The organism is Halocella sp. SP3-1, from assembly GCF_003953885.1.
In the GTDB taxonomy this organism is placed as follows: domain Bacteria; phylum Bacillota; class Halanaerobiia; order Halanaerobiales; family DTU029; genus Iocasia; species Iocasia fonsfrigidae.
The window spans coordinates 1277151-1294231 of sequence record NZ_CP032760.1 but is presented as its reverse complement, the minus strand read 5'-3'; the positions used below and the strand labels follow the sequence as shown (position 1 = coordinate 1294231).

Below are 17081 nucleotides of genomic sequence, written 5' to 3'. Positions count from 1 at the left end.
ATTATATCACCTCTTATAAGGTTACTTTTCATTCAGGTCATTTCTGCTTATTACTTCATCTATTATACCATATTCAACTGCTTCTTCTGCTGTCATAAAATAATCCTGCTCAACATCTTTTTTAATCTGTTCTACATCTTTACCTGTATGATTAGCCAGTATTTGATTCAGTGTTTCCCTGATTCGTAATAATTCCTTGATATGAATCTCAGCTTCAGTTGCCTTGCCCTGAACACCACCTGCCGGTTGGTGAATCATTACCCTGGCATAAGGGAGGGCATATCTCTTACCCTTTTCTCCAGAGGCCAGCAGTAAAGCACCAGCACTGGCAGCCTGCCCCATACAAATAGTAACTACATCTGGTTTAATATATTGGATTGTATCATACATAGCCAGAGCAGCTGTTACTGAACCCCCTGGGCTATTTATATAAAGATAGATATCTTTATCAGGGTCATCCGCCTCCAGGAAAAGTAACTGGGCTATAACTAGATTTGCTAGGTGATCAGTCACCTGGTCCCCCAGAAATACTATCCTGTCCTTTAATAACCTGGAGTAAATATCATATGAGCGTTCACCCCTATTAGTCTGCTCAACAACCATTGGTACAAGTGCCATAATTTTTCCCTCCTTAAAATACATTATTCCCGATAAATAATTATTTAAACCCTCTCAATATTAACTATTTAGTTGTTTTCTTCCAGATAATCAATAACCTTCTTGATTGTTATTGAATGTACTAACCCCTCAAGTTGTCCCTGCAACTGCAAGAGAGCCTTGATTTCGTCAGCACTTCTCTCTCCTTCTTCAGCTATCTCTTCAATCCTATTATCTATTTCTTCATCACTGGCTTCAATTCCTTCTTTTTTTGCAATTGCTTCCAGAACTAAATTACTTTTGGCCCTACTAGCGGCCTCATCCCTGTTCTTATCCCGCCAGGTCTCTTCATCAAACCCAAAATGGGAAAAATAGTCATCAATCTTTAATCCCTGCATAGACAAACTGTATTCCATATTTTGATACATCATATCTAATTCGTTATTGACCAGAGTCTCAGAGACATCTACTTCAGCATTATCAGAGACAGTTTTGATTAACTCATCCTCAAATTCACGCTCAACCTTTTCTTTCTTCTGTTTGCTCAACCTCTCTTTTATATCTTCCCTTAATTCAGCAAGTGTGTCAAAATCACTAACCTCTTTAGCAAAATCATCATTCAGCTCAGGTAATTTCTTGACCTTAATCTCTTTTATATTTACTTTAAACAGGGCATCTTTTCCCGCTAAATTCTCTGCCTGATATTCCTCTGGGAAACTTACCTCTATTTCTACCTCTTCTCCCACCTTTTTGCCAATCAACTGTTCTTCAAAGCCGGGTATAAAGGAAGCTGAACCAATCTCCAGAGTATATTCTTCAGCTGTCCCCCCGGGAAATTTTTCATCATCAACATAGCCCTCAAAATCAATAATTACAAAATCCCCATCTTCTACTAGTTCACGGTCAGTACTTTCCAGCTGGCTATGCTGCTCCTGTGTTCTACTAAGGTGGCTTTCAATATCATCTTCAGTTACCTCTACTTCTTCCTTTTCAATACCAAGACCAGTATATTCTCCCAGTTCCACCTCAGGTTTGACTTCAACTACAGCTACAAAAGTTGCTGGCTCATTTTCTGCTATATAGAAATCATTTACTTCAGGTTGAGCAATAGGCTCTATCCCTGTACTCTCAACAGCCTCTGAATATGCCCGAGGAATGATAATATCAAAGGCATCCCGATGAAGCACTTCTTTACCATACCTGGCTTCCAGTACTTTACGAGGCACTTTCCCCTTCCTAAACCCAGGTAGAGAAACATCTTTAACCACTTTTTTATATGCCTTTTGAAGGGCATCATTAACCCTATCTGTTTCAACTTCCACCTTTAATTCAATCTTATTTCCTTCCAGTAATTCTTTGGCAACCTCCATAAAAAGCCTCCTTAAATAATATGTAACATTATATAGTTTTAATAATGTTTTTTCAATATTATACATTTCTAAATAAATATATAATATATACCCTTATATTGGCAACTAATAAATTTAATCCCCGATCTGGCCTATACCATATCGGGGTTATATTTAATTTATGGTGCGAAAGGCGGGAGTCGAACCCGCACGGGAAAACCCACTAGATCCTAAGTCTAGCGCGTCTGCCAATTCCGCCACCTTCGCATAATAAAAGCAGTTTTACCTGCTTTCCACTCAAAGCATTTATAATATTAGCATATACAGTCTTTCTTGTCAAGCCCTTAATTTAATTCTAGCGATAACCCTTTTTATAGAAATGATCTGCAGTATTATCTTTCCCCTCTTCCTCAATAATCCCACCATTCTCATAATAACTTATAGCCAGCTCTTTGATGGCCACCATGGCCATATCAACAGGTATTTCACCTGAAATAGATTTTTCCAGTATATTGTCCAGCTGTGCCCTATCAGTCTCGTTCAGGAAATCACCAACTATATCATAGATAAGCTCATCCAGGTCTTTCTTTATTTTTAAATAACCCTTCTCTATATCACCATGCTTATTTTCATACATAAACCTTCTTACCTCTATTAAACGTCTAATAATTTGACTTCTATTTAAAAGCAATTATGGTCCCCCTTGTCAGTAAGACTTCTGCCTGAAATCATCACCTGGTGAACTGTAAAAATAAAATTTATATCCCTTAGTCATCTCACTTATTCTAGAGGCCAGATAAGTAGCATTATTAAAATTATCTGTCTTATAATAGGGATTATTTTTATTACGTAAAGCCAGGTCAGTAAAATCCATATTTGATGTAAAAATTACCGGTTTATTCTGTTCATAGCGCAAACATATCCAGGAAGTCAACTCATTAAAGGTAAAGTCTGTATTGCGTTCCTTTAAGAAATCATCTATTACCAGTAAATCTGATCTGATAACCATCCTCTCTATTTTTCGAACTTCTTCCTGGAGCTTTTGATCTTCATTATTAAATAGTAGTTTCTTCTTATATAAATAGTTCTTTTCACTCATAAAAAAGATCGGTAGCAGTTCTAAATTACTAATATCAATACCGCGTCTTTTATACCTTAGTGGTGATTTATGATATAAGTTGGCAGCATACTGCCAGGCAGCCTGTTTCAAAATAGCTATTGCCAGGTGTGTTTTACCACAACCATTATACTCACTAAACATATAGATTGACTGGGGAATCTGCACAGCCTGATTAATATTACGCGCATAATTTTTCAGGCTTTCAACCTTACTCTTATTTTTAGAGTTTATCTCAGAGAGATTAAAATTTGCAAAAGATGCCTCATTAAATTTAGGTGGTATATTACTATTTTTAATAATCACTTGATAAATTCTTTTGATGGTTTCCTCTTCAGTGTAGTATTTACTAACGGTATCCTTTTTTATAGTATCCTTTGGCGATTTCATCTTCATGCTGGCCATCTTTTTCTCTATTAGATCCTGAAATCTGTTTGCCATTATAGAACTCCCCTTTTTCCTCTTTCTTTTTTTCATAGTCTTTAAGGGTAAGGACACCATTCCTGCTTAAATTTATTAATATCGCCCGGCAGTACAAAAACGGGTCCCCATCAGCCTTTTTTCCACTATATTCCATTACCTTTAAGATGAGTTCTTCTTCCATATCCCTGTTTATTACAAAGTCTAATAAATCTTCCAGATCAGTATATTTGATTAACCTGGTACCAAAATATTTATTCCAGGCCCTGGCAATTCTACTACCTATTTCATCCTCTTTAGCATTAGAAAGTTCATTTTTCAATACTATAGAAGTGTCTATTTTATTTACCTTGACATCTATTAACCAGTCAAAGGCCTTCAGCTTTTTAAGTGAACTTAAATATTCACCCTTGGTAAGACCAGCTGTTTTTAATATCTTTTCATTGGCAATAGTTATCCTATCCTGGCCTTTTTTCAGCTGACTATATAAAGTAGAAAGCAGGGCTATCTCATGAGCCTTCAATCTATTATCTTCATATATAGAAGAAGGAATCAAAACATAGCCCTCAGGTATCTCATTTGTCTTCAAGATTAACACCTCGATTATAAGCTCTTATTAATCCTCTGCTTAAATTCATTATAATGTTTAATTGCTTTAAGCTGGGCCTGTGACCTTATGGAAGAATACTCACTATAACTATCCCTTACTATTGCAACAATATCCTGATCAAGTTTTTGGTTGCTAAGCATCTCTGCTAATATTTCTAAGACCTTTTCTCTAGACATACTATCCCGGTATGGTCTATCTTCAGTTAAGGCAGTAAAAACATCTGCCACGGCCATAATACGAGAACCCCTTGACAATTGTCCAGCCTTTAAATGAAAGGGATAACCGTCCCCCTTTAATGTCTCATGATGAAAAGCCGCCCAGTCTCTAATCACACTTAATTCCTCAGCCTGGGCCAGCACTCTATATGTATAATATGTATGGGTCTTCATAATTTGCCATTCATTCTTTTTCAATTTACCAGGTTTATTAAGGATAGCTAAAGGCACAGCCAGTTTCCCTATATCATGTAAATATCCAGCAATACGCATCATCTTACATTCACTACCACCATAACCCGTATCTGCTGCCAGTTTTTCAGAGACCGCCGCTACACCCATTGAATGGGTAGCAGTAAAGGGACTCCTAAAATCAATTATATAACTGATTAACTGACTGATATCTAAGAGAATATCTAAATCAATATATTCCTGGTTTATAAGCTCTAAACTATCAAATTTCCTTGTTATCTCCTGGTTACTGGTTAAATCCAGCCAGAAATACTCCCTGTCAGCTACCTTATTAAAGGCCTCTACGGCAGGAGGATAAAACCTTTGACCAGCCAGGGAGTTAATCTTTTCTACAATAAAAGAGACCCTATTGAGTATTTCCCTGCCATCATTACCATTAAGGAGTGTACAGATCCGATCAGCCAGGAATAATATACTACTAATATAGAGAATATCCCCTTCATCAAGCTGGCCCTGTTCAGACCATTCTACATGATGGTATTTAATTATCTTTGCGACCCTTTTAGAGGGGAAATAATCCCTGCTTAATTGATAACCAACCTCTGCGTGGAGATTACTCCTGCTGTCAAAGGCCAGGTCACTGAAATTCTGATCCAGATAAAAAACCCCAATATCATGGATCAAGGCAGCAAAAATCAGGTCTTTTAACTCCAGTGGTTTCAGCCCCAGTTCCAGACCGAGGACATAACAGACATAGGCTACCTTTTTGTGGTGACCTACCACCTCTGTACTTATTAAGTCCATTGCAGATGAAAAAGACTTAAGAATCTTATAGAGTGAAATACTGTATTCCTTATTCTCCATTCACTGCAGCCCCTTTATTGATTCTCTTTATTGCTTCCATATATATATTTCGAGGTTTTTCTCTCTATTCCTCCCTAATAATATAATGTTAGCTATTTTTATATTTCATATAACTCACTGGCCTTAAGGAGTTCCATCTTATGTTCTTTTAAGGCTTCTACAGTCTCGGCCAGTTTTTCTGTTCGAATAACTACCAGAGCCTTGTCACCAGTTGAAAAGGCATACATATACTCAACACTAATACCCTTGTTTGATAATACCTTTAGAGCTCTGGCCAGGGCACCAGGTTCATTAGGTGCAGCCAGGCAAATTACATCAGTCAGATTAACAGAAAAATGATTTTCTTTTAAGACCTTCAGGGCTTTCTCCGGGTCAGATGTTACTACCCTGATTATCCCAAACTCAGAAGTCTCAGCAATACTCAAAGCCGACATATTAATTCCTTCCTTACCTAAAATATCAGTCAATTCCGTCAGCCGTCCTGATTTATTTTCCAGAAAAACAGATAGTTGTTTAATAAACAAGGTAAATCCCCCCTTTTAAGATAATTCTCTTTTATCAATAACCCTCTGTGACTTGCCTTCACTTCGCTCCAGGGTTTTGGGCTCGACCAATTTGATTTTGGCTGACAGGCCCAGGGTACTCTGCAGATTATCTTTTATTTTCTCACTCAGTTTTTCAAGTTTTTTAATCTCGTCTGAGAAAAATTGGTCCTCAACCTCAACCCATACCTCCAGTACATCCAGGTTATTTTTGCGTTCAACAATTAAGAGATAATGTGGTTTTGTTTCACTCATTTCCAGGAGGACACTTTCAATCTGGGAAGGGAAGACATTAACCCCTCTGATAATCAGCATATCATCACTCCTACCCAGACATTTCTCCATCCTTACCAGGGTTCTACCACAGGCACACTTATCATAATGTAACCTTGTAAGGTCATGTGTGCGATACCGTAGTAAAGGCAGGCCTTCTTTAGTTACTGTAGTAAAAACTAATTCACCTTTCTCCCCTTCTCCCAGAACTTCTAAAGTAGCTGGATCTATAATTTCAGGTATGAAGTGGTCTTCATTAATATGCAGACCATTCTGCTTTTGACACTCACTGGCAACACCAGGACCGATTATCTCACTCAACCCATAGATATCGATAGCCTGTACCTGTAATCTTTCTTCTATAGTCTTTCTCATATTATCTGTCCAGGGTTCAGCCCCAAAGATCCCTGTCTTCAATTTTAGTTCAGCAGGGTCTATTCCCTTTTCTTCCATCGCCTCAGCAAGATAGAGGGCATAAGAAGGGGTACAAGCCAGGGCTGTACTGCCGAAATCATGCATTAACTGCAGCTGTTTTTTGGTATTACCACCTGAAATAGGAATTACAGTAGCACCTACTTTTTCACTACCGTAATGAACCCCTAAACCACCTGTAAAGAGACCATAACCGTAGGCTACCTGGATATAATCGTTTTTACCGATACCAGCACAGGTTAAGGTTCTGGCTACTACCTCAGACCATACTGTCAGGTCACGTCTGGTATAACCAACGACTGTTGGCTTACCAGTAGTCCCTGAAGAGGCATGCACCCTGACAATCTCACTTGCCGGTACAGCAAAAAGACCATAGGGATAGTTATCCCTTAAATCCTGTTTAGTGGTAAAAGGTAATTTTTTAAGGTCCTCTACTCCCTGAATATCTTCAGGTATTACATTTAACTCCTGCATTTTCTGACGGTAAAAAGGTACATTATGATAGACCCTTTCTACCATTTCACGCAATTTCTCTCCCTGCCACCTACTTAATTCCTCACGCAGCATACATTCAAATTTTTCATTCCAGACCATTTCTCACTACTCCCTTCATTTATAATAAAATGTATTTATATCCTGGGTAATCAGCATATATATTATAGTGTGTGTTCGAAAAGGTATAAACAGGGGATTATATATCCCTAAGCGAAGTTAAGGCGTTACCGTTGAGTGAAGGGATATATAATCCCCGGCGGGTATATACTGATACTTTTCGAACAGACTCTTATAGATAACCATAATATATATATTCAGTATATACGTTTAATTTCCTGCAATAGTCCCTGCACTTTATTTTTATAAGATAGATCAATTGATCTATCTTATAAAAATAAAAAAGCCCGGTAAAAACCGGACTTGATAGCAAAATCAATAGATATATGGACATATTCCATAGGCATTATCATACGGCCCCATTCCCATTCCACGACCTCTAAATCCTCTTCCTTTTTTATCAAACCCTTCTTCTATCTCCAGCAGTTGCTCTTCGGTCAAAATATCATGCAACCCTCTCCAGTAATCAACCCTTAGGTCAGTTAATTCATTTTCCAGGGAATCAATCTTATCTTTAAGCCCCTTGATTAATCCTTCATCAGCGGCCAAAACAGCTTCCCTTAATTGATTATTAAAGTCGAATAATTCCTGATGATTATCTTCCATTTGAGAAAAATATTCATCCTGCAGCTCTCTCAACTGAGTCTGCTGCTCTTCAGTCAAATCAAGAGGGTTCCTATCTTGATATCTTGGGCCATGATGCATACCATAATGCATAAAGCCGCCCCCCGGCCTAAACGCTGGACCTCCTCCATAGGCCAGACTATAACTGGATACTCCCAGTGCCAATATCAATGCCATTAAAGCAGTAATTAATATTTTCTTTCTCACTCTATCATCTCCTTGTTTAAAATTCTTTAATTATATTATAGGAGATAATTGTGAAGGAAATATGAATTTAATCTACTTTTTTTAACGTCTACTAGGAATTATGTGATTTAGAAATTGCGGATAAGTAAATTGTATATGAATAATTTTAATTCTGTAGCGACTCTAACTTTTTGTGGAGGCAGGACGCCGGAACAAAAAGTTGTGACAGAGAACAGAGGCACGGATGCTGGAGTGAACGACAAGCGGAAGAATTAAAATTATTCTCGAACAATTTAGAATGACGTAGTCACTTTGTTCTTAATGGAAAGACAATTGTAAAGGTACTACCTTTATTTTCCCCCTCACTTACTGCTTTAATCTCCCCATCCATACCCCTGACAAGCTCTTTAGTTATGGTCAGTCCTATACCAGTACCACCCGTTTTACTGGAGCGCGACCTGTCAGTCCTATAAAACCTTTCAAATATATAAGGTAAATCCTCAGCAGAAATTCCTAGACCAGTATCGGTTACAGATAAACAGGCCTGAGTATCAGTTTTAGCTAGTCTCACCTCAACCCTTCCCCCAGGCAGGGTATATTTTAAAGCATTAGAAAGGAGGTTATTTGCAATTGTCTCAATACTGTCCCTATTACCTTTAATAAAACAGTTTTCTGCAGCCTCTTTAAGGACTAAATCTATACCCCTATTGACTGCCAGCGGCCTGAAATGTTCAAGCAGTTCTGGAAAAATTTCTGATAAATCAATAGGCTTCAATTTTCCTTTAACAACATCCTTTTCCGCTTCCGATAATTCCCCCAGACGGTTAACTAGCCTGACCAATCTATCTAATTCCTCCTCTATCTCAGCAGCGGTTTCATTATTAAACCGCCAGACCCCTGCTGTAACTGCCTCCAGGTAATTCTTAATAGTAGTCAAGGGGGTTCTCAGCTCATGAGCCAGGTCAGCTGTAGACTCCCGCCTTATCCTTTCCAGGTAGTTTAGTTTGTCTGTCATTTCATTTATCGAATTACCCAGTTCAGCCAGCTCATCATTTCCTTTAACAATAAGATGATGATTAAAATCACCTTCAGCGACTCGCTGGGCTATCCTATTCATCTTTATCAAGGGAATAGTCAAGTAACGGGAAAAAAATAGACTAATAACAATCGTAATCAGGGCTACCAGTATTCCCGCTATCAGGATACCAGCATTAATCTTCTTAATAAAGAAACTGGCTGCGTCTGATAAATTACTATACTCTTTATCCCGGTACCAGTAGAGTGTCCCTACTCTATTCCCATTAATCTCTATTTTAAATATCTCCGCGGGGAAACGGCTGTCGTCAATAGGAGTCCTTCTTCTATTCATCATACCATGCTGCTGCATCATACCTGGTCCCATCATATGATTATCATAATGATATAGTATATTACCTACCCTGTCTTCCAGGATTAAAGAAAGGTCATTTGTTTTAGCAAAATTGGCTGTTAGCAAGCGTCCCTGTAACCAGTTATGCTCTGCCTGATAACTATCTTTCAATAACCCAATTAACTGTTCAATTTTTTCTTTCCTATCCTGGTACAGGTAATTAGTGAAATTACGGTTAATGCTAATGTTTAAATAAAGGCTGGTAAAAAGGAGACCACCTAGAGCTATTAGTAATATTATTAAAAATATTTTAAAACCCAGTTTACTCATTTAAATCATCCCTAAACTTATAGCCAGCCCCATAAACTGTCTCAATAAGTTGGCCTCGTTTTAACTTTAGTTTCTTCCTGATATTCTTTATATGGACATCTATGGTCCTATCAAACCCTGTAAATTCTATTCCCATTACCCTTTCAGCTATCTTATCCCTATTAAAGACACGACCGGGATTACTGGCTAAAAAATAGAAAATATCAAACTCTGTTTTAGTTAAATCAACTGTTTCCCCTTCCTGTTCAACTATCATCTTTTCTGGATAGATTCTTATCAAACCATTATTATAAACCAGGACATCAGCCCTTGGGAGATCACTACTACTACGGCGCAAAACCGCCCTAATCCTCATAGTCAGTTCCTTAAGACTAAAGGGTTTTACCAGGTAATCATCAGCACCATATTGAAACCCCTTAATCTTATCAGCCTCTGTCCCTTTAGCAGTTAGCATTATTACCGGCAAATTATAGCTGTTTCTTATCCTCTGACAGACCTCTTCACCACTAATACCAGGCAGCATTAAATCAAGCACAAGGAGATCTGGCTTATATTCAGCAACCATCTTCAGGGCAGCCAAACCATCAGCAGCAGTCCTGACCTGATATCCTTCATTTTCTAAAAATGCCCTACTAACTCTACGTATCTTCTCTTCATCATCAACCACTAATATTTTCCTGGCCATAAAAACCCCATCCCTTAATTATAATGACTTAAAAACTACATTCTACATCTACTGTCAATATCCTGCTGTAGTTACATATTAAAAAGGCCTTAATGGAAATAATAAGAATTGGCTTGAATACCTGCTTATTTAGTTTCTAATAAAGCCGCTTTAGCTATTCCTTGATTAAATATACCTTTTTATACAAAAAATTAATAAAACACTTGACAAAACATTTTAGTTCTTTTATAATACTAATAGTTATTATTATTGATTAATACTTAATAAGGTAGTTTTTACTATTACTAAAAACAGGAGGTATTGATTATGAATTTGAAATTTGACAATGAGGTAAAGATGGGAGTTACAAAAGGAAGTGCTGTTGAAGAGGCTGTAAATATGAACTTTACCGGTGAAACTGAAGAGGTAGGCCTATACCTGGCTATGGCACGTCAGGCCCAGCGAGAGGGATATCCAGAAGTTGCAGAGGTATTAAAAAGAATTGCCTGGGAAGAGGCTGAACATGCCTCCCATTTTGCCGAATTAAACGGCAAAATATCTAGCAGCACCAAGAAGAATATTGAAGATATGCTAAAAGGAGAGCAAGGGGCTAATAAAGGCAAAAAAGGAACAGCAGATAAAGCAGCTGAACTGGGCATAGAACAAGCAGCCGCTTATTTCCATGAATCATCCCGCGATGAAGCCCGCCATGCCCAAATGTTACAGGGCATACTTGACAGATATTTTGCCTAGTCAAGAGAGCTTCATTTTAGATTCAGATAATTATTATACACTCCCTAGGGTAGCCTGTTATATACATGCTACCCTATTTTTTTTTGCATTTAATCTGCAAAATATTATTAGTTTTTCTAATTTATTCTGATTAAATCAACGGTATTAAATGTTTTTTATGGATCATTTAATTTACTAATTCACACTTTGGTTTCTCTTACATATTCTCTACTTGTAATTCTCTTGGTATTACCTACTCCTTAACAAGCGATAATCTCCTTAATATTAAATTCCCTACCACCTAGCAATTCCCAGTCTTCGCTTTCACAACCTGGGCAAATTCCTTTATATTCAAGATAATTAAATACTCTACTGCAGTTATTACAGATACAATTACCAGGCAATATTTCAATTTCTAATTTAGTATTTTCTAACATAGTCCCCTCTACTGCAGCAGGATAACAAACTTTAGCATATCTTGGTATTACTGAGGATAGCTCTCCAATCTGTAATACCAACGTATCTATTACTGTAATACCATTTTTCTTTGCGAAATTTTCCACATTTTTTACTACATTAAACATTATACCTAACTCATGCATCTAGAAACCACCTCTATTCGCTAGAGATAAACACCTAGGGTGTATTAATTTCCCGCCCATATTGGTTACAGAACATCATTTAACCTTCCTATCTTTTTGTGAAACACTAAAAGTCTTTTTAATACTATGAGCAACCATTCTACCTTTACGTGCAACTATATTTTTAACAATTACCAGTTTTAAGTTTTCAAAAGGTACCGCTTGGGCATCATATTTCTTTACAAGGGATATAGCATCAAATTTACATCTGTTTACACATGCCCCGCATCCTACACACATATATTCATCTACAACTGTGGCACCACAGTTTAAACATCGCTCTGTTTCTTTCCTCACCTGCTCTTCTGTTAAAGTAGGACGTAAGTCTTTAAAAGATTTTTTAGCTTTAGTTCCATCTACAGGTTTGATTCTCTGTCTTGAAACACGGTCATACCCTTCTAAATCCAGGTTTCCTTTATCAAATGCCTTAAATTCCCTTCTATCTCTGCCAATGAGTAAATCTTGTCCAGGATGTACATATCGGTGTATTGAAATGGCAGCCTCTTTACCTAATGCTATAGCATCTATTGCAAATTTAGGTCCTGTTGCTGCATCTCCACCAATAAATATATCTGGCTCTCCTGTCTGTAAAGTAACAGGGTCTACTTTTATGGTATTATTCGGATTTAATTCAGCTTTTGATCTGTCTAATAATCCACCCCAATCAATTGCTTGACCAATAGAAAGCAATATCTTATCTGCTTTAACAATCTTAGTTTCATTTTCGTCATATTTAGGGCTAAATCTTCTATTTTTATCAAAAACTGAAGTACATCTTTTAAACTCTATCCCTACAACATGGCCGTTTTCTGTAAGAATACGCTTTGGACCCCATGAATTATTGATAATAATATCCTCTGCGATGGCTTCTTCAATCTCCTCATCCAAGGCAGGCATTTCCTCTCTATTCTCTAGACAATACATTTCAACCTTTAAAGCCCCAACTCTATTAGCAGTTCTTGCCACATCTATTGCAACATTACCTCCTCCTATTACTACTACATCTCCTTTCATATCTGCATCTTTTCCTAAATTTATATCTAACAAAAAATCTATACCTGAGATGACTCCTTCTGTATTTTCTCCCTCAACACCTAGTTTTCTACCTGTTTGAGCGCCAATAGCAAGATAAAATGCTTCATAGCCTTGTTCTCTCAATTCATCTAGGGTAATATCCTTTCCTACTTCTACTCCAGTCCTAAATTTAACACCTAATTCTTTTAAAATATCAAGTTCTGCATTTACCACATCTTTTTCCAGTCTGTAAGAAGGAATCCCCAATGTTAGCATACCACCTAGTGCATTTTGCTTTTCAAATACTGTTAAATCATAGCCGTCTATAGCTAAATAATATGCACAGGAAAGTCCTGAAGGTCCAGCTCCAACAATGGCAATTTTATTTCCATAGTCATATCTCTTTTTAGGTATATATCGGATATCAGCATTTAAATCCTGTTCTGCAATGAACTTTTTAATGTCATCAATGGCAATTGGGTCATCTATATTTCCTCTAGTACATACAGACTCACAAGTTCTAGGGCATATACGTCCACATACTGCTGGGAAAGGATTTTCCTTTTTAATCAATTCCAAAGCTTCAGTATACCTTCCTTGCGAAGCTAATTTGATATAGCCTTGAACAGGAATATGTGCTGGGCATTGTGTAATACAGGGACTTGTTCCTGAATCTAAAACATTTTTTCTATTGGTTCGGTAATCAGGATTCCATTTATCTGGTCCCCACTTCGAATTAGCTGGTAAATCCACCCTCTCTTCAATGACCTGTGCCTCTTCACATAACTTCTGCCCTAATTTAAGGGCATTGACCGGACATACTTCAACACATTGTCCACAAGCTACACATTCATCTTTATCAATTTGTGCAACATAATTTGAACGCATCATATCATTATTTAAAAACATACTTGCAGTTCTTAAAGACAAACAACTACATCCACAACAATTACAAATAGCATGTGTCTTTCCTGGTCCATCTGTATTAGGAATTTGGTGTATCAAACCATTCTCCTCTGCTTTTTTAATGATTTCGAAAGCCTCTTCTCTATTAATCTGTCTTCCTCTACCAGTTCTTATATAATATTCAGCTGCATGTCCCAATTGGATACACATATCTTCCTTTAGATGTCCACAACCTTCTCCCATAATTTCTCTAGCAGTACGACAGGCACAATCAGATACTGAAAATATTTCATTTTCATTTAAATATTTAGAAACCTCCTCATAGGATACCTTTCTAGTCTCACCATCGATGGCCATTTCAATAGGAATAACACGCATAAGTCCTGTTCCTACTGGAAAAACTCCTGCTGTCTGAGGGCCTCTCACTTTTCCATAAGCCTCAAAGGCCTCTGCAATCTGGGGATATTTCTTAACATTTTCCTTATTGTTTACCATCATCTCCATAACACCTGGAACCCAAGTATCAAGCCAGTATTTATCTACACCATCCCTCTCACCGACAAAACAAACACCTGCCACAGCCAATTCCCATAGTAGCTTTTCAGCTTCCTCTACAGATTTGCCGCATAATTTCGTAACCACTTCTGCACTCTTAGGTTTACGAAATTCTAGGCAAAGGCCAACTTCTGCCATTTCATCCGTAACAACAGGTTCTAAAATCATATATTCCGGGTCTGTATAGGTATATGATGATTTTGAACCATGCTTTTTACGCCCAATATGATTGGCCAGCTGTAAAACCTTCTCTTTAGGCATAAATAATCCCTCCCATTTTCCGACTCTATAATGTTCTTAAACTTCCTTCCAGTTTTTTACTTCTGCACGAAGCCAGTTGCTCCACTCATCTATTCCCTCTCCCGTTTTAGCAGATATGGGAATAACCTCAATATTTGAGTTTAATTTTTTTGCCCTTTCCTTTACAGCTTCTAAATCAAAATCAAAATAATCTAGAGTATCAATTTTATTAATTAATAAAATATCTACTTTTGAGAACATTAGTGGATATTTTAAAGGCTTATCATCTCCCTCTGGCACACTTAAAATCATAGCATTTTTAGAAGCACCAGTATCAAATTCTGCTGGGCACACTAAATTGCCTACATTTTCTAGAATACCGCAATCAATATCCCCTATACCCAATCCTTCTAAACCTTGTTTAGTCATATCTGCATCTAAGTGACACATACCTCCTGTATGTAATTGGATAACCTTTGCCCCGGCTTTATAGACTGCATGGGCGTCCACATCTGAATCAATGTCTGCTTCCAAAACGCCAATACTCATCTCTTTCCCCAATACTTCAATAGTCCTTAAAACCGTGCATGTCTTTCCTGAACCTGGAGACGACATTAAATTTAATAGAAATGTTTTATTCTTTTTAAGCTCTTGTCTTAAAAGCTCTGCCTGTTGATTATTGTCTTCAAATACGCTTTCCTTAATCTCTAAAACCTTAAACTTTTTCATATTTTTGATCCACCTTTCCATTTAATAATAAATGGTTCACCTAGCATAAAAAGCCCCTCCAAACACTTTTATTTGGCAAGGACAATTAATATCTAAGTTATTTTTTCTATCATATATTTCTTTTAAATTGATTGATGTGGGGTTGTAAAATCAAGTATTGAAGATTTACCAAAAGACTTTACCTCTTGGCATCCAGATAAATCTATATATAGTTCTCTAAGATATGGATTTCTCTTTGTAGTCACAACCTTATAGACCATGTATGCAAATACAGCTATATTAGCAATTAGTGCAATAAAACTTACAGCAAAATATATACTTGGATTATAGGTGGACATTACTTGGTATTTCCCTTGATCTAAAAAATTTGGGAAACTCTGTGCAAACATACACCAAATAGCTAAAGTATGAGCCCTATGTTGAAGCCATGCACCTTTTCCTAATGTAAAGGCACAAAGAATTGGAGCCAATAATAATGCAAAACCGCAATACCATGAATGTCCTGGTAAACAATTATATGTATATGCGAAATTCCATAAACTATAAGCAATTATCCAAAACCACAACATATCAGGCCATAGCATATCCATACTTTTATCTTTTTTAGTTTTCTTTCTAATGACAATTCCAAACCATCCAGTTATAGTTATAGTACTAAGTATTCCTGCAATACCATTCATGTAATTCCATAGGCCACTCATCATGATTTCTCCTTCAAACAACTCTTTCATAAGTCCAAGATTACCAATTTGGAAATCACGAGTTATGGCTTCTATAATATTAATAGCTAGAATTAATGGTGGAAAAATAAGCACTAATTTTTTTTCAGAAAGACGCCATCGAACTTCTCCTGTAACTTTATCTTTTTTCTCATAATGTCTTATAAACCAAAAAACTATACATCCTGCAATAGCGGAATAGACTTTTGCTAAATGAAACCAATCAGTATAAGTTTTCTCCTTCAATACTGTAAACCAAAGTACAGATAGAAATGCTGGTAAGATTATAAAACTAATAAGCGCTCCTATTTTTGATCTTCTTGAAAATTCGTTAAATAAGAACAAAGCAACAAAAACAATTAACCACATCCCCCAAGCTGAAAATATGGTTGCTCCCTCAGCATAATTAAATGTGAACATACATAATTCCCTCCTAGTAAAAATATCCACCCTTATAGTTGCAAATTAATTTTTTCACAATCATTTAATTAACGACTTATGCCAGACCAATTAGTTCTAAATCCCCTCTCCAACCTTATCAACTTTGTCATTCATCTCCTGCATAATTATACTTACATATAAAAAATCGACTGTTTATTCCTTCTTAGAATAACCACCATGATAAGCATTACCCAGAGCACTATTCTCAATGTATATTCATTACATTTTTTAGTAATCATCTCTTCCTCTTTCATATATTGCTAATTTACTATATACTTCACGGCAATCTCTTTTTTTCCTGCAAAATTATTTGTTTATTTGTAAATTTATCCTTTAAATTAACAAATATTACTTTTTAGGCTTTGAAGATTCGTTACTCACCCCTATATTAGAAACACACTCTAAAAAATAAAAAAAGTCCTTTTAATTCTTAAAAGAATTAAAAGGACTTTTTTTTAGATTGATTGGCGAAGGCGATGGGATTTGAACCCACGATCTCCGGCGTGACAGGCCGGCGCGATAAACCACTACGCTACGCCTCCATATTGGAAGTAGGCTGTCAGATGTCAGAAATAAGAAACTCTCCTAGCTCTGACCCCTTACCTCCTACCTCTTTTCTGGTACCCTCAAGGGGATTCGAACCCCTGCCGCCAGGATGAGAACCTGGTGTCCTGGACCCCTAGACGATGAGGGCCTATCAGCAGACAG

General features: G+C 36.9%; 16 protein-coding genes and 3 tRNA genes. 1 reads left to right on the top strand and 18 read right to left on the bottom strand.

Features of this window, described 5'->3' with window-relative positions:
* Positions 1 to 21 precede the first annotated feature (21 nt).
* The 12 genes from clpP to D7D81_RS06175 form a co-directional block, all read right to left on the bottom strand.
* The gene (gene clpP / locus D7D81_RS06230; RefSeq protein ID WP_125988325.1) at positions 22 to 618 is read right to left on the bottom strand and encodes an ATP-dependent Clp endopeptidase proteolytic subunit ClpP; all 597 of its coding nucleotides are present in this window, start codon (positions 616 to 618) and stop codon (positions 22 to 24) included.
* 68 nt (positions 619 to 686) lie between these two features.
* Positions 687 to 1967, bottom strand: a complete 1281-nt coding sequence (gene tig / locus D7D81_RS06225) for a trigger factor (protein WP_125988323.1) — start codon at positions 1965 to 1967, stop codon at positions 687 to 689.
* A gap of 161 nt (positions 1968 to 2128) precedes the next feature.
* Positions 2129 to 2213, bottom strand: a tRNA-Leu gene (locus D7D81_RS06220).
* Between the two features lie 88 nt (positions 2214 to 2301).
* A complete protein-coding gene (locus D7D81_RS06215; protein WP_125988321.1) occupies positions 2302 to 2637 on the bottom strand; it encodes a hypothetical protein in 336 nt (111 codons plus the stop codon).
* A gap of 15 nt (positions 2638 to 2652) precedes the next feature.
* Positions 2653 to 3504, bottom strand: coding sequence for an ATP-binding protein (locus tag D7D81_RS06210; protein WP_125988319.1), 852 nt, complete (start codon positions 3502 to 3504; stop codon positions 2653 to 2655).
* The gene (locus D7D81_RS06205; protein ID WP_164522130.1) at positions 3413 to 4081 is read right to left on the bottom strand and encodes a DnaD domain-containing protein; all 669 of its coding nucleotides are present in this window, start codon (positions 4079 to 4081) and stop codon (positions 3413 to 3415) included. Before D7D81_RS06205 ends, D7D81_RS06210 begins: the two co-directional genes overlap by 92 nt.
* A gap of 5 nt (positions 4082 to 4086) precedes the next feature.
* Positions 4087 to 5364 (bottom strand): HD-GYP domain-containing protein, encoded by a 1278-nt coding sequence (locus D7D81_RS06200; RefSeq protein ID WP_125988315.1) that lies wholly within the window; start codon positions 5362 to 5364, stop codon positions 4087 to 4089.
* Between the two features lie 98 nt (positions 5365 to 5462).
* Positions 5463 to 5888, bottom strand: a complete 426-nt coding sequence (locus D7D81_RS06195; RefSeq protein ID WP_125988313.1) for an ACT domain-containing protein — start codon at positions 5886 to 5888, stop codon at positions 5463 to 5465.
* A 15-nt stretch (positions 5889 to 5903) separates the two neighbouring features.
* Positions 5904 to 7205 carry a phenylacetate--CoA ligase family protein gene (locus D7D81_RS06190; RefSeq protein WP_125988311.1) on the bottom strand — a complete coding sequence of 434 codons (1302 nt, stop codon included), beginning with the start codon at positions 7203 to 7205 and terminating at the stop codon, positions 5904 to 5906.
* A 333-nt stretch (positions 7206 to 7538) separates the two neighbouring features.
* Positions 7539 to 8054 (bottom strand): Spy/CpxP family protein refolding chaperone, encoded by a 516-nt coding sequence (locus D7D81_RS06185; RefSeq protein WP_125988309.1) that lies wholly within the window; start codon positions 8052 to 8054, stop codon positions 7539 to 7541.
* Between the two features lie 286 nt (positions 8055 to 8340).
* Positions 8341 to 9732, bottom strand: coding sequence for a sensor histidine kinase (locus D7D81_RS06180; protein ID WP_125988307.1), 1392 nt, complete (start codon positions 9730 to 9732; stop codon positions 8341 to 8343).
* Complete coding sequence (locus tag D7D81_RS06175) at positions 9725 to 10417, bottom strand: response regulator transcription factor (protein ID WP_125988305.1); 693 nt, start codon at positions 10415 to 10417, stop codon at positions 9725 to 9727. The genes D7D81_RS06180 and D7D81_RS06175 overlap by 8 nt, the downstream gene beginning before the upstream one ends.
* Positions 10418 to 10723: 306 nt before the next feature.
* Between D7D81_RS06175 and D7D81_RS06170 the strand changes: the two genes are divergently transcribed.
* Entirely contained in the window at positions 10724 to 11149 is a 426-nt protein-coding gene (locus D7D81_RS06170) for a ferritin-like domain-containing protein (RefSeq protein WP_125988303.1), read from the top strand.
* Positions 11150 to 11388: 239 nt separating this feature from the next.
* Here the strand turns inward: D7D81_RS06170 and D7D81_RS06165 are convergent, their stop codons facing one another.
* The 6 genes from D7D81_RS06165 to D7D81_RS06140 form a co-directional block, all read right to left on the bottom strand.
* Complete coding sequence (locus D7D81_RS06165; protein ID WP_125988302.1) at positions 11389 to 11730, bottom strand: hydrogenase maturation nickel metallochaperone HypA/HybF; 342 nt, start codon at positions 11728 to 11730, stop codon at positions 11389 to 11391.
* A gap of 75 nt (positions 11731 to 11805) precedes the next feature.
* Positions 11806 to 14505, bottom strand: coding sequence for an FAD-dependent oxidoreductase (locus D7D81_RS06160; RefSeq protein ID WP_125988300.1), 2700 nt, complete (start codon positions 14503 to 14505; stop codon positions 11806 to 11808).
* Between the two features lie 36 nt (positions 14506 to 14541).
* Complete coding sequence (gene hypB, locus D7D81_RS06155; protein ID WP_125988298.1) at positions 14542 to 15213, bottom strand: hydrogenase nickel incorporation protein HypB; 672 nt, start codon at positions 15211 to 15213, stop codon at positions 14542 to 14544.
* Positions 15214 to 15335: 122 nt separating this feature from the next.
* Positions 15336 to 16352 (bottom strand): DUF5692 family protein, encoded by a 1017-nt coding sequence (locus D7D81_RS06150; protein ID WP_125988296.1) that lies wholly within the window; start codon positions 16350 to 16352, stop codon positions 15336 to 15338.
* Positions 16353 to 16838: 486 nt separating this feature from the next.
* Positions 16839 to 16915 (bottom strand) — tRNA-Asp (locus tag D7D81_RS06145).
* A gap of 76 nt (positions 16916 to 16991) precedes the next feature.
* A tRNA-Glu gene (locus D7D81_RS06140) sits at positions 16992 to 17067 on the bottom strand.
* Positions 17068 to 17081 lie beyond the last annotated feature (14 nt).